We start from the raw sequence: 15,467 nt of genomic DNA on the forward strand, positions 1-15,467 counted from the left end.
TGTACCGCACCGGCGACCTGGCCTGCTGGCGCGCAGACGGCACGGTGGAATACCTCGGCCGTAACGATAACCAGGTAAAAATTCGCGGTTTCCGTATCGAACCGGGCGAGATCGAGCTGAAACTCGCCAGCCACACTGCGGTGAAAGACGCCGTGGTCATGGCCCGCGAAGACGTGCCCGGCGACAAGCGCCTGGTGGCGTATTTCACAGCCTCTGACACAAACGTCGACCTGGAAGCATTGCGCGCTCATCTGCACGCGCAACTGCCGGATTACATGGTGCCATCGGCTTACGTGCAACTCGACACGCTGCCCCTGACCCCGAACGGCAAACTGGACCGCAAGGCACTGCCCGCGCCGGACCAGCAGGCGCTGGTCAGTCGTGGCTACGAAGCACCGCAGGGCGCAATCGAAACCGCCCTGGCGCAGATCTGGCAGGACGTGCTGCAAATCGAGCGTGTGGGTCGTCACGACCACTTCTTCGAACTGGGCGGTCACTCGCTGCTGGCGGTCAAGCTGATCGAGCGCATGCGCCAGCAGGACATGAGCGCCGACGTTCGTGTGTTGTTTGGTCAGCCAACGCTGTCCGCACTGGCGGCTGCGGTGGGCAGCGGGCGTGAAGTGGTTGTACCTGATAACGCCATACCGGCTGGCTGCACCCGGATCACCCCGGACATGCTGCCCCTGGTCGAACTGACGCAGGAAACGCTGGACCTGGCGGTGGCCACCGTTCCGGGCGGGGCCGTCAATGTGCAGGACATCTACCCGCTGGCCCCTTTGCAGGAAGGCGTGCTTTACCACCACATCAGCGCCGGGCAGGGCGACCCCTATGTGTTGCAGGCGACGTTTTCGGTCAGCAGCCACGAGCGCATCGAGGTGTTCGCCAGCGCGTTGCAGCAGGTCATCGACCGTCACGACATTCTGCGGACCGCGGTGGTCTGGGAAGGGCTGGAGCAACCGCTGCAAGTGGTCTGGCGCCAGGCCAGCCTGATCGTGGAACACCTGGAGCTGAGCCCTCGGGACGGCGACATCGCAGAACAGCTCAGTGAGCGCTTTGCCAGCACACGCTACCGCCTGAACCTGACACAGGCGCCGTTGATCCGGCTGGCGTGCGCCCAGGACTCCGCCACCGGCCGCTGGGTGATGCTGCTGATTTTCCACCACCTGGCACTGGATCACACGGCGCTGGATGTGGTGCGCGAAGAAATGCAGGCTTTCATGCAAGGCGGCGGCAGTGAATTGCCCGCGCCGATTCCGTACCGTAATTACGTCGCCCAGGCGCGTCTGGGTGCGGACCAGCACGAACACGAAGTGTTTTTCCGTGACATGCTGGGCGACATCGATGAATCGACACTGGTTTACGGCCAGGCATCGGTTCACAGCGACGGCACCGGCATCGAAGAAGCCCGCAGGCCGCTGGACACCGCGCTGAGCCGGCGGGTACGAGCGCAGGCCCGGCACCTTGGGGTCAGCGCTGCGAGCGTGATGCACCTGGCCTGGGCGCTGGTGGCGAGCAAGGCCTCCGGTCGCGATCAGGTGGTGTTCGGCACCGTATTGATGGGCCGCATGCAAGGTGGCGACGGCGCTGACCGTGCGCTGGGGATGTTCATCAACACGCTGCCGCTGCGCGTCGACATCGATGCGCGCAGCGTGCATGAAGGCGTGAAGTCGACCCATGCGCGCCTCACCGCATTGCTCGCCCACGAACACGCCTCGCTGGCACTGGCACAACGCTGCAGCGCAGTGGTCGCACCCGCGCCGCTGTTCAACGCACTGCTCAATTATCGGCACAGCGCGGCGGACGCGAGCGCCGCACAGGACGCCTCGGTCTGGGAAGGGATCGAAAGCCTGAGCAATCAGGAACACACCAATTACCCGCTGGCCATTTCGGTGGATGACCTGGGCGAGGACTTTCTGCTCACGGTTCTGGCGATGAGGGAAATCGGCGCACACCGGGTCTGCGATACGTTCGCCAGCACGCTGGTCCATTTGATCGAAACACTGGAGCAGCGCCCCGACACGCCGCTGTACAACGTCCAGGTGCTGCCGGCGAACGAGCGTCGCCAGCTACTTGAAACGTTCAACGACAACCGCACCGAATACCCTGAAGATCAGACAGTTGCGACACTTTTCGAAGGTCAGGTCGAGGATTGGCCTGACGCGTGCGCGGCGGTTCAGGATGAGCAGCGTCTGACCTACACCGAACTCAATGCCCGCGCCAACCGCCTGGCCCATTACCTGGCGAGCCTTGGTGTCTCGGCAGGCGATACCGTTGCGATTCTGTTGCCGCGCTCGCTGGATCTGCTGGTCGCGCAACTGGCAATCAGTAAATGCGCAGCGGTTTATGTGCCGCTGGATATCAACGCGCCATTGGAACGCCAGACGTTCATGGTTCAGGACAGCGCCGCCAGGCAGTTGCTGACGCACCAAGGCCGCCTGACACCGCAAGGCGTTGCGCGGATCGATCTTGATAGCCTCGATCTCCACTCGCAGCCCGAGCACAATCCGTTGCGAGACCATACCAGTGGGTCGGCGGCGTACATCATGTACACCTCTGGCTCCACCGGCACGCCGAAAGGGGTGATCGTGGCCCACCGAGGCATCGTCAAGCTGGTCCGCAACAACGGTTATGCCGATTTCAATGCGCTGGACCGGGTGGCCTTCGCCTCAAACCCGGCATTCGATGCCAGCACGATGGAGGTGTGGGCTGCGCTGCTCAATGGCGGCCAAGTGGTGATCATCGAGCACGAACTGCTGCTGGATCCGCCGCGGCTCGCGCAAAAGCTGGTCTCGGCGGGTGTCACGGCGCTGTTCGTGACCACCGCGGTGTTCAACCAGTACGTGAGCCTGATCGGTGACACGCTGGCCGGGCTGCGGTTCCTGATGTGCGGCGGTGAACGTGCCGACCCTCAGGTCTTTCGTCAATTGCTGAGCATTGCACCGGACCTGCGCCTGATTCACTGCTACGGCCCGACGGAAACCACCACCTTCGCCACCACCGGGCATGTGACCGACGTTCCCCCTGACATGAGCAATGTGCCCATTGGCAAACCACTGGCCAACACTCAGGTGTATGTGCTGGATCAGCGCCAGCAACTGGTCCCGGTAGGCGTTCCGGGAGAGATCTGCATCGGCGGCGATGGCGTGGCACTGGGTTACCTGAACCGTCCTGACCTGAACGCGCAGTCCTTTATCCCGGACCCGTTCAGTGCGTTCGAAGGCGCACGCCTGTATCGCTCCGGTGACCGGGGTTGCTGGCGGGCAGACGGCCGTCTGGAACACTTGGGCCGCGCGGACGGACAGGTGAAGCTGCGGGGTTTCCGCATCGAGCCAGGCGAAATCGACGCCCGTCTGCAATCCTGCCCGGGCGTGCATCAGGCAGCGGTCGTGGTGCGCGAAGACGTGCCGGGGCAGAAACAACTGGTGGCGTATTACACCGCCGAACACGCCGACACAGACGTGGCGGCAGACACCGTCCACAGCTGGTTGCGTGCGGCGCTGCCGGACTACATGGTGCCGTCGGCCTTTGTTCAACTGGACCACTGGCCGTTGAACGGCAATGGCAAGCTGGACCGCAAGGTCCTGCCAGCCCCGGACGCACAGGCGCTGCCGGGCAACGCGTACGAAGCGCCGCAGGGCGAAGTCGAGACACGGCTGGCGGAGATCTGGGCACAGGTACTGAAGGTCGAACGGGTAGGGCGCCACGACAACTTTTTCGCCTTGGGCGGCCATTCACTGCTCGCCGTCACGCTGATCGAGCGCATGCGCCAGGAAGCGCTGCGCGCCGACATCAAAGTGCTGTTCAGCCAACCGACCCTGGCCGCCCTGGCCGCAGCCCTGAATCAGGAACAGGACATCGAAGTACCGGCCAACCTGATCCCGGCAGACTGTCAGCGCATCGAACCGCAGATGCTGCCCCTGGCCCGTCTGGATCAGGACGCCATCGACCGGATCGTCGCCGCCGTGCCGGGGGGTGTTGCCAATGTGCAGGACATCTATGCCCTCGCGCCGCTTCAGGAAGGGCTGTTGTATCACCACGTTGCAGCCCGCCAGGGCGACCCGTTCATTTTGCAGTCGCTGCTCTCGCTGGACAGCGAGGAGCGCTTGATCGCCGTCACGCGCATGTTGCAGAAAGTCATTGATAGACACGACATCCTGCGCACTGCGGTGTTCTGGAAAGGCCTTGAGGCCCCGGTGCAGGTGGTGCTGCGCAACGCAACCCTGGTGAGCGAACGCGTCGAACCGGACCCGAACGCCGGCGATGTCATCGAGCAGATGCGCGAGCGCTTCGACGCGCAGAACTTCCGCCTTGACCTGGGCCAGGCCCCTTTGCTGCAACTGCCTTACGCCTGGGACCCGGTCAACCGGCAGTACGTGGTCGCGCTGGTGTTCCATCACCTGATCATGGACCACGTGGCGTTCGATGTGGTGGTGGCCGAACTGCAAAGCCTGCTGCTGGATGAAACCGCAGCGTTGCCCGCTCCGGTGCCTTACCGCAACTACATCGCACAGGTTCGCCTGGGCGCTGACGATGCGGCGCATGAGCGTTTTTTCCGGGACATGCTGGAGGATGTTCAAGAACCGACACTGCCATTTGGGCAGCAAACGGCAACCGGCGCCCTGCACGAAGTACGGCAGACGCTCGACCAGCCAACCAGCCAGCGTGTGCGGCATCTGGCGCGACATCTGGGTGTCAGCGCCGCCAGCCTTCACCACCTGGCCTGGGGGCTGGTCGTAGGCCGGGTTTCGGCGCGTGACGACGTGGTGTTCGGGACGGTTCTAGTCGGCCGCATGCGTGGCGGCGAGGGCGCAGACCGGGCGCTGGGCATGTTCATCAACACCCTGCCGATCCGCATGCAGCTGGGCGACCAGGACGTAACTCAAGGCGTGCGTCAAGTACACGCCCGGTTGAGCGGGCTGCTGGCTCACGAACACGCCCCGCTGGCGCTCGCCCAGCGTTGCAGTGGCGTGGCTGCACCTGCGCCGCTGTTTGGCGCGCTGCTGAATTACCGCCATAGCCCGGTCGACGACTCGGTCCAGGCCAACACGGCCTGGCGGGGCATCGTCGGGCTTCAGGCGCATGAACGCACGTCCTACCCGTTGTCGCTGGCCGTGGATGACATCGGCGAAGGCTTCCTGCTCACGGTGCAGACCACCGGCGGTCTCGATGCTCAGGCGCTGTGCGAATACATGCAATGCGCGCTGTACCACCTGGTCGAGGCCCTTGAACAACACCCGACCGCGCCACTGGACAGCCTGTCCATCCTCCCCGACGCGGAGCGTGCCCGACTGCTGCTGTCCCTCAATGACACCGCCACCGGCTACCCGGACCGGACCACGCTGCACGAGCTGTTCCAGGCTCAAGTGCAACGTACGCCGGACGCCGTGGCCGTGGTCCACGGCGGGCAGTCGCTGAGCTATCGCGAGCTGGACCGGCAGAGCAATCAACTGGCGCAACATCTGGCCCCGTTGCTCGACGGCCACAACGCGCCCGTCGCCTTGTGCGTGGAGCGTGGCCTGGAAATGCTGGTGGGGCTGCTGGGCATTCTCAAGGCGGGCGGCTGCTACGTACCGCTGGATCCGGGCTACCCGGTGGAGCGCCTGGACTACATGCTCCATAACAGCGAGCCGGTGGCCTTGCTGACCCTTGACGGCGGGGCAGCCGGTTTGTCCAGCGGGCAGATTCCGTTGATCGGCCTGAACGCCGACGCGGCCTGGCGCCGTTTGGCTGGCAACCCTGTCGAACAGACGTCCCATGCCCGCCAGTTGGCGTATGTGATCTACACCTCCGGCTCCACCGGTCAGCCCAAAGGGGTGATGGTCGAGCATCGCGGTGTGGTGAACCTGCTGTGCGCCATGCGCGACCTGACCCAGGCCGGCGCGAACGACTGCATGCTGGCCCTGACCACCATCGGTTTCGATATTGCCGGGGTCGAACTCTACATGCCGTTGATTTGCGGCGCCCGGACCGTCGTGCTGGACCGCCGTCAGAGCCAGGATGCCCAATTGCTGGCCGAAGCCATCAGCCAGCATGGCGCGACCTTGATGCAGGCAACCCCGGCGACCTGGCGCCTGCTGCTGGACTCGGACTGGGCAGGAGCGGCCGGACTCAAGGCGTTGTGTGGCGGCGAAGCGTTGCCTGTCGAACTGGCGCGTCGCATAGCCGCCCGAACCGCCGCACTGTGGAACGTCTACGGCCCGACCGAGACCACCATCTGGTCTTCGGCGCAACAGTTCGTCAGTGATGATGATTCGGCAACCTGCGTCAGCATCGGTCGCCCGCTGGCCAACAACCGCTTCTACCTGCTCGACCCTCAGGGCGAGCCGGTGCCGCAAGGGGTTGCCGCCGAGTTGTACATCGGTGGCGACGGCGTGGCGCGGGGCTACTTCAACCGGCCAGACCTCACGGCCGAGCGTTTCATCGAGGATCCGTTCTCCAGTGAACCCGGCGCGCGCCTGTACCGCACCGGCGACCTGGCGCGCTACCGCCCGGATGGCAGCCTCGAGTACCTGGGGCGCAACGACTTCCAGGTGAAGATTCGAGGTTACCGCATCGAGCTGGGCGAGATCGAAACCCGTCTCCAGGCCTTGCCGGATGTACGTGAAGCCGTCGTGATGGCGGTTGAAAATGGCGCGGGGGACCTGCGACTGGTGGGCTATTACACCGGTTTGCAGCGCTCGACTGCACAGTTGCGCGAGCCTTTGCTGGACGTGCTGCCGGAATTCATGGTGCCAACCCTGTTCATGCACCTGGACGCACTGCCGTTGACGCCCAATGGCAAGCTGGACCGCAAGGCACTGCCGGCACCCGACGTCAGCGCCAGCCGTTGCTATCAGGCGCCGCAAGGTGAAACCGAAACCCGTCTGGCTGCACTGTGGGCGGATTTGCTCAATGTCGAGCAGGCAGGTCGCGAAGATGACTTTTTCGAGCTCGGCGGGCACTCGCTGCTGGCCATGCGCCTGGTTTCGCAGGTGCGTCAGCAGTGGGGCGTGGAACTAGAGCTGGCCGAAGTGTTCGCCAGACCGCAACTGAGCGCCATCGCTGCGCACCTCGCCACCACCGCGCGCAGCACCTGGCCGGTTATCACCCCGGTGCCGCGCGATGCCGATCTGCCGCTGTCGTTTGCCCAGCAACGCCTGTTGTTCCTGGCGCGAATGGAAGGGGCCAGTGCCGCTTACCACTTGCCTGCCGGGTTGAGCCTCAAAGGCACGCTTGACGTCACCGCCCTGCACAAGGCGCTGAACCGTATCGTGGCCCGTCACGAAGCCTTGCGTACCTGCTTCAGTCAACCGTCCGACGGTCCGGCGTTGCAGCGCATCCTCCCGGAGGATATCGGTTTTAACCTGACTCACAGCGACCTCTCGGGCAGCGAAAACCCGGCGCAGTCGCTGAAAAGCCTGACGCAACAGGAGGCCACGCAAGCGTTTGATCTGGAGCACGGCCCGTTGATTCGCGGTCGCCTGATCCGTCTGGGCGAGGACGAACATGTGCTGCTGGTGACCCTGCACCACATCGTCTCCGATGGCTGGTCCATGGGCATTCTGACCACCGAACTGAGCGCGCTTTACCAGGCTTATCTCACCGGCAGCCACGACCCATTGCCGGACCTGAGCGTGCAGTACGCCGATTACGCCGCCTGGCAACACCGTCTGCTGGACAGCCATGTGCTTCAGGAGCAGACCGACTGGTGGCGTTCCGCGCTGGCTCAGGCGCCCGCGCTGCTGACCCTGCCGACCGACCAGCCACGCCCGGCGCTGCAGGACTACGCCGGCGCAGTGCTGCCGGTGTGTTTCGATGCGCAACTGACCCGGCAGCTCAAGGCCTTGAGCAAACGCCACGGCACCACGCTGTACATGACGGTGCTGACCGCCTGGGCGGCGACGCTCGGACGCCTGGCCGGTCAGGATCAGGTGGTTATCGGCTCGCCGGTCGCCAACCGCATGAGTGCGGAGGTGGAAGGGTTGATCGGTTTGTTCGTCAACACCCTGGCACTGCCCGTCGACCTGTCGGGCGCGCCAAGCGTCGCGCAGTTGCTGCGCAAAGTACGCCAGCTGTGCCTTGACGCACAGGCTCGTCAGGCGCTGCCGTTCGAGCATGTGGTCGAGGCCGTCAAACCGGTTCGCAGCCTGTCCCACAGCGCGCTGTTTCAGGCCATGCTGTCGTGGCAGAACACCGAAAACGTCGACCTGACGCTCGGTGATCTGACCCTTGAAGGGTTGGCCGCGCCCAGACAGACCGCGAAGTTTGACCTGTCGCTGGAACTGGGTGAACTCGACTGCCAGTTGCAGGGCACGCTGGAATTCGCCACCGCGCTGTTTCAGCCATCGACCATCGAGCGTTATCGGGGGTATCTGGAAAACCTGTTGCGCGCCATGGTCGCCGACGCCGATCAGCCGGTGGCCGGTATCGCGCTGCCCGGCGAGGCCGAGCGTCAGCAACTGGCGCAGTTCAACGCCACACACATGGATTATCCGCTGGCGCAAACCGTTCACGGGCTGTTCGAAGCGCAGGTGGCGCGGACGCCGCACGCCGATGCGCTGCTGCATGACGGCGAACGGCTCAGCTACAGCGTATTGAACGAGCGCGCCAATCGGCTGGCCTGGTACCTGATCAAGCAGGGCCTGCAGCCGGATGCGCGGGTTGCGATCTGCCTGGAACGTGGCATCGACATGGTGGTCGGGCTGCTGGCAATCCTCAAGGCGGGTGGCGGTTACGTGCCGCTGGACCCGTCTTACCCCGCGGATCGCCTGGCGTACATGCTGAACGACAGCTCGCCGAGCCTCGTGCTCGCCCAGACCGCAACCCTGGGCTTGCTGGCGGCGGCGCAAGCGCCTGTGATCAACGTGGACGATGTGATCTGGCAGGACGCGTCAGCCCTCAATCCACAACGTGAAACACTGACCCCGGCCCACCTGGCCTATGTGATCTACACCTCAGGCTCCACCGGCTTGCCGAAAGGCGTGATGATCGAACACCGCAACACGGTCAATTTCCTGACCTGGGCGCAACGCGCGTTTGCCCCGGAACGGCTGGCCAGAACGCTGTTCTCAACGTCGTTGAACTTCGACCTGGCGGTGTACGAATGCTTCGCGCCACTGGTTTCCGGTGGTTGCGTCGAGATCGTGCGCAATGTGCTGGAGCTGCAGAACGGCACCCATGACGTCACGCTGATCAACACCGTGCCCTCGGCGCTCAAGGCGCTGCTCGAAGGCGGCGGGCTGGGGCAGGGCGTGCATACCGTCAATGTCGCGGGCGAAGCACTCAAGCGCAGCCTGGTCGAAAGCCTGTTCGAAAAGACTCAGGTCAGGCAGTTGTGCAACCTGTACGGCCCTTCGGAAACCACCACGTACTCCAGCTGGGTGGCCATGACTCGGGAAGAAGGGTTCGCAGCGCATATCGGCAAACCGATCGCCAACACCTGCTTCTACGTGCTGGACGACTACATGAACCCGGTGCCGCTCGGTGTGGCGGGCGAACTCTACATCGGTGGCGCCGGTGTGGCGCGCGGCTACCTGAACCGTGACGAACTGACCGCAGAGCGCTTTCTGACCGATCCGTTCAGCCAAGCGCCTGGCGCACGCATGTACCGCACCGGAGACCTGGGCCGCTACCGGCAGGACGGCAACATCGAATACTTGGGCCGTAACGACGACCAGGTGAAAATTCGCGGTTTCCGTATCGAACTGGGTGAGATCGAAGCGCGCCTGGCCAGGCACGAAGCGGTCAGGGAAGCGGTGATCCTGGCTCGGGAAGATGAGCCGGGGGATGCCCGACTGGTGGCGTATTACACCGCGCCGATTGACAAGGTCGTGGTCGACAGCGGGATGTTGCGCATGTACTTGCAGGCCCAGTTGCCGGAGTACATGGTGCCCGCTGCCTATGTGCGCCTGGATGCGCTGCCGCTGACCGCCAACGGCAAGCTGGACCGCAAGGCATTGCCGGTTCCGGACAGCAGCGCTTACGTGACCCATCGCTATGAAGCACCGCAGGGCGAAACCGAGACCTGGCTGGCCACGCTCTGGGCCGAGTTGTTGAAGGTCGAGCGGGTTGGACGGCATGACCACTTCTTCGAACTGGGTGGGCATTCGCTGCTGGCGGTCAGCCTGATCGAGCGTATGCGTCAGGCCGGCCTGGAAGCCGATGTGCGCGTGCTGTTCGGTCAGTCGACGCTGGCCGCAGTGGCCGCATCGGTGTGCGTCGCCCAGTCCGTCGATGTGGCAGCATCAAAGGTTCCCACCATGAAAAGCAAACGCCGTATCTGACCTTTCGCAGCGCTCGCTGCTCATCCCCCCGCAGCATCAGGCCGTGTCCCCCTAAACCGGGACGCGGCCTCATCCCCACGTCCGGCGTGCCCTGCAACCGTTCTGTCCCTGCTTGCCGTGACAGACAGTCCCTTGGCGATGCTCTAGTTTTTTCCCATCCAGAAAAGTGGTCTGTCGCCTCTTTCGCGAAGCCGCGTTTCAGGTGGCGACCGACTCTTTACGAACTCTATAACGCAGGTCTCGCGATGCTCTTCAACGAACTGATGGCTATCATTTCCGGTCACCCGATCCGTCTTCAACACGACAACGGTGATCTTGTCATCCTCGGTGACGACGACAGTCTTGACGATGCCCTCATGGACGGCTTGCGGCAGCACAAGCGCGAGCTGATCGACCTGGTGAAGAAAAATGGCGGAGACTGGCTCAGCCCGGCATTCCGCATCACGCCGGGCATGCTGCCGCTGGCGCAATTGAGTCAGGAGGCGATTGACCGGATTGTCGAAGGCATCCCCGGCGGGGCCGCCAACGTGCAGGACATCTATCCGCTGGCGCCGCTTCAGGAAGGCATTCTCTACCACCATATTTCTGCGCCTCAAGGCGACCCTTACGTGTTGCACACCCTGTTCGGCGCAGAGAGCCGCGAACGGCTGGAGCAATTCGCTCAGGCGCTGCAAGGCGTCATCAATCGTCATGACATTCTGCGCACCGCCATGGTCTGGGAAGGGCTCGACGACCCCATGCAGGTGGTTCTGCAGGAAGCTCGCCTGGACGTCGAGGAAGTCAGCCTTGATCCGGCCGCCGGGGACGTGACGCACCAATTGCAAGAACGCTTCGACACCCGTCATTACCGCATGGACGTGCGTCAGGCACCGCTGATGCGACTGGTCTGGTCAGCCGACCCGGCCAATGCTCGCTGGGTGGCTATATTGCTGTTCCATCACATGGCACTTGACCATGCGGCGCTGGAGCTGGTGCAACACGAGGCCCAGGCCTTCCTGCTGGGTGCCGAGGACACGCTGGCCGATGCCGTGCCTTATCGCAACTACGTCGCCCAGGCCCGTCTGGGTGCGGACCGTGACGCCCAGGAGACGTTTTTCCGCGACATGTTAGGGGATGTGGAAGAGCCGACCCTGCCGTTTGGCTTCAGCGATGCATTGGGTGCCGATGCGCATATAGAAGAAGTGCGCCTGCCGGTCGAGGATTCGCTGGCCAGGCGGTTGCGCGCTCAGGCGCGACGCCTGGGCGTCAGCACCGCCAGCCTGGCGCATCTGGCCTGGGCGCATGTCCTGGGGCGTATTTCCGGTCGCGAAGACGTGGTGTTCGGCACCGTACTGATGGGCCGCATGCAGGGCGGCGAGGGCGCCGAGCGGGCGCTGGGCATGTTCATCAACACCTTGCCGTTGCGCGTCGAGCTGGGCGCTCAGGGCGTTGCGGCCAGCATCAAGGCCACCCACCTGAGATTGACCGCGCTGCTGGGTCACGAACATGCCTCGCTGGCACTGGCCCAGCGTTGCAGCGGTGTGGCGGCACCGACGCCGTTGTTCGGTTCATTGTTCAACTACCGTCACGGCAGTGCTGCGCAGGCCGTGACCGCTCAGGCCAGCGCCGCCTGGCAAGGGTTGCAGGTGCTGGGGGGTGAAGAGCGCAGCAACTACCCGCTGACCGTTTCGGTCGACGACCTGGGCGAACAATTGTCACTGAGTGTGATGGCGCTGGCGCAGATTGGCGCGCAGCGTGTCGGCGAATACCTGTTGGCCGCCTTCGAGCAACTGGCCCAGGCGCTGGAGCAGGACCCGCAACGCACGCTGAACACGCTGGACATCCTGCCGCCGCAGGAGCGCTGGCAATTGCTGGTGGACTTCAATGACACCGCGCGCGTTTACCCGTGTGACAGCAGCGTGTCGGCGCTTTTTGAAGATCACGTCAGTCGTGATCCCGATGCACCGGCCGCTGTGCAGGGCGACCGGCAACTCACCTACCGCGAGCTGAACGCTCAGGCCAATGCGCTGGCGGACCACTTGCAGGCGCAAGGCGTAAAGCCCGGCGATCACGTTGCCATCGAGCTGGAACGCTCCTTCGAGCTGCTGATCAGCCAACTGGCAATCCTCAAATGCGGCGCGGCCTACGTACCGCTGGACGTCAATGCACCTGCCGAACGCTTGCAGTTCATTCTGGAGGACAGCCAGGCAACACGGCTGCTGAGCCTGAGCAGCCGCCCGACGCTGACCGGTATCCCGCGAGTGACACTGGACACCCTGACGCTGGACAGCGCAGGCGCTGCAAACCCGCCGCGCACGTCAACCGGCGAGGCTTCAGCCTACGTGATGTACACCTCCGGCTCCACCGGAACGCCAAAAGGCGTGGCCGTGCCGCACAGGGCAATCAGCCGGCTGGTCATCAATAACGGTTATGCCGATTTCAATGCTGCAGACCGTGTGGCGTTCGCCTCCAACCCGGCATTCGACGCCAGCACCCTGGAAGTCTGGGCGCCGCTGCTCAATGGCGGCTGCGTTGTGCTGGTGGAGCAAGACATCCTGTTGTCCCGCGAACGCTTCGCCGGGTTGCTGCTGGAACAGTCGGTCAGTGTGCTGTGGATGACCGCGGGCCTGTTTCACCAGTACGCAGCCGGCCTGAGCGAGGCGTTCAGTCAACTGCGGTACCTGATCGTCGGCGGTGATGTGCTGGACCCGGCAGTGATCGCAAAAGTGCTGGCACAGGGCGCCCCGCAACACCTTCTGAACGGCTACGGCCCGACTGAAGCCACGACGTTTTCGACCACCTGGGAAATCGACCGGGTGGAAGGCCCCAGCATTCCCATTGGCCGACCCATCGGCAACAGCCGCATTTACGTGCTCGATGCCCACCGTCGCCCAGCGCCTCTGGGGGTTGCCGGAGAGCTTTACATCGGCGGCCACGGCGTCGCCAAGGGCTACCTGAACCGCCCCGAGCTGACCCGCGAAACCTTTATCAGCGACCCTTTCGACGAGCGAGTCGGCGCGATGCTGTACCGCACCGGTGACCTGGGCTGCTGGCAGGCTGATGGCAGCATTCAGTATTTGGGACGCAACGACGATCAGGTGAAGATTCGCGGTTTCCGCATCGAACCGGGAGAAATCGCTGCACGCTTGAGCGCCTGCGAAGGCGTGGCAGAGGCGGCGGTGATTGCCCGCGCCGATCAGGACCTGCGCGGCCAGAAAAGGCTGCTGGCCTACGTGACAGCAGAACCCGGCGTCGAACTCAGCGCACAGGCCCTGCGCGACGAATTGCTCGATTCGCTCGCCGAGTACATGGTGCCGTCTGCCTTTGTGGTGCTGGACACCTTGCCACTGACCGCCAACGGCAAACTCGACCGCCGCGCCTTGCCGGAGCCGGGCGCCGACGCGTTCGCCAGCCGTGAATACGCCGCACCGCAAGGGCCGGTCGAGCAGACGCTGGCCACGCTGTGGGAACAGCTTCTCAAAGTGGAGCGCGTGGGCCGTTTCGATCACTTCTTTGAACTGGGCGGGCATTCACTGCTGGCCGTGAGCCTGATCGAGCGCATGCGTCAGGCCGGATTGCGCGCCGATGTGCGTGTGCTGTTCAGCCAGCCGACCCTGGCGGCACTGGCGGCGGCCGTGGGCGCGGGGAGCGATATCAGCGTCCCGGCCAATGCGATTACTGCCGATAGCCGACAAATCACCCCGACCATGCTGCCGCTGGCGGATCTGGACCAGACCTCCATCGACCAGATCGTGGCCCGGGTTCCCGGTGGCATCGCCAACATCCAGGACATCTATGCCCTGGCGCCGTTGCAGGAAGGCATTCTTTATCACCACCTGAGCGCCGAGCAAGGCGACCCCTACGTGCTGCAATCGGTGTTCTCGATGGCCGACCGGGGACGTCTGGATGCCTTCATTCAGGCGTTTCAGTCAGTCATCGACCGTCACGACATTCTGCGCACCGCCGTATTCTGGGAAGGTCTCGACAGCCCGGTTCAGGTGGTCTGCCGCGAGGCACGGTTGAGTGTCGAGGAGGTGACCCTCGACCCGGATTCGGGCGACGTGGCGGCGCAACTGCAAGAGCAGTTCAACCCCCGGCATTTCCGCTTCGAGGTGACCCAGGCCCCGTTGTTGCGCTTGAAGTTTGCCGAAGACTCGGCCAACCACCGCTGTGTCGCGCTGTTGCTGTTCCATCACATGGCGCTGGACCACACCGCACTGGAAGTGGTGCAACACGAAATGCAGGCCTGGCTGCTGGGCGAGCAACAAGGCCTTGGCGAGGCCGTCGCTTACCGCAACTACGTGGCGCAAGCCCGCCTGGGCGTGAGCCGTGAGGCCCATGAAACGTTCTTTCGCGACATGCTCGGTGATGTGGAAGAACCGACCTTGCCGTTCGGACTGCAGAACGTACAGGGCGACGGTGCCGGTGTGGACGAGGCAACGCAATTGCTCGACGCCGATCTCGACCAGCGTCTGCGGGCGCAGGCCCGGCAGCTCGGTGTCAGTCTGGCCAGCCTGGTCCATCTGGCCTGGGGGATGGTCCTGGGGCGCATTTCAGGCAAACAGGACGTGGTGTTCGGCACGGTCCTGATGGGCCGCATGCAGGGTGGCGAAGGCGCTGATCGCGCCATAGGCCTGTTCATCAACACATTGCCGCTGCGCCTGGCCGTGGCCGAGAAAAGCGTGCGCGCCGGTGTCAAGGCAGCTCACGCGCAATTGACCGAACTGCTGGGTCACGAGCATGCGTCCCTGGCGCTGGCACAGCGTTGCAGCGGTGTTCCTGCCTCGATGCCGCTGTTCAGCGCGTTGCTCAACTACCGACACAGCGCGACAGCGACGGCCACGTCCGACGCACTGCGCGCCTGGGACGGTATCGAAAGCCTGTCCGGTGAAGAACGCACCAACTACCCACTCACATTGAACGTCGATGACCTGGGCGAGGGCCTGCTGCTGACGACGCTGGTGCAACAGGGCGTTGACGGGCAGCGGGTGTGCGGCTACATGCAGACGGCCCTGCAACAACTGGCCGAAGCACTGGAATTGACACCGCAAGCGAAGCTGCATTGCTTGCAGGTCTTGCCGGAGCTGGAACGCAATCAGCTGCTGCACGGTTTCAACGACACCGCTGCCGTGTACCCACTGGAACAGACCGTTCACGGCCTGTTCGAGTCTCAGGTCGAGCGCACGCCTGAAGCCTTGGCGTTGATCCACGGCACTGAACGCCTGA

2 protein-coding genes are annotated in these 15,467 nt (G+C 64.0%); both read left to right on the top strand.

Features of this window, described 5'->3' with window-relative positions:
• The coding region (locus BW686_RS27720) for a non-ribosomal peptide synthetase (RefSeq protein ID WP_143514220.1) at window positions 1-10,262 on the top strand (10,262 nt) is incomplete at its 5' end.
• Between the two features lie 245 nt (window positions 10,263-10,507).
• Window positions 10,508-15,467: non-ribosomal peptide synthetase (locus BW686_RS25610; protein WP_143514221.1), on the top strand; the 4,960-nt coding region annotated here is incomplete at its 3' end.

Origin of the sequence: Pseudomonas syringae (assembly GCF_002157375.1) — a bacterium.
Classification (GTDB): domain Bacteria; phylum Pseudomonadota; class Gammaproteobacteria; order Pseudomonadales; family Pseudomonadaceae; genus Aquipseudomonas; species Aquipseudomonas syringae_T.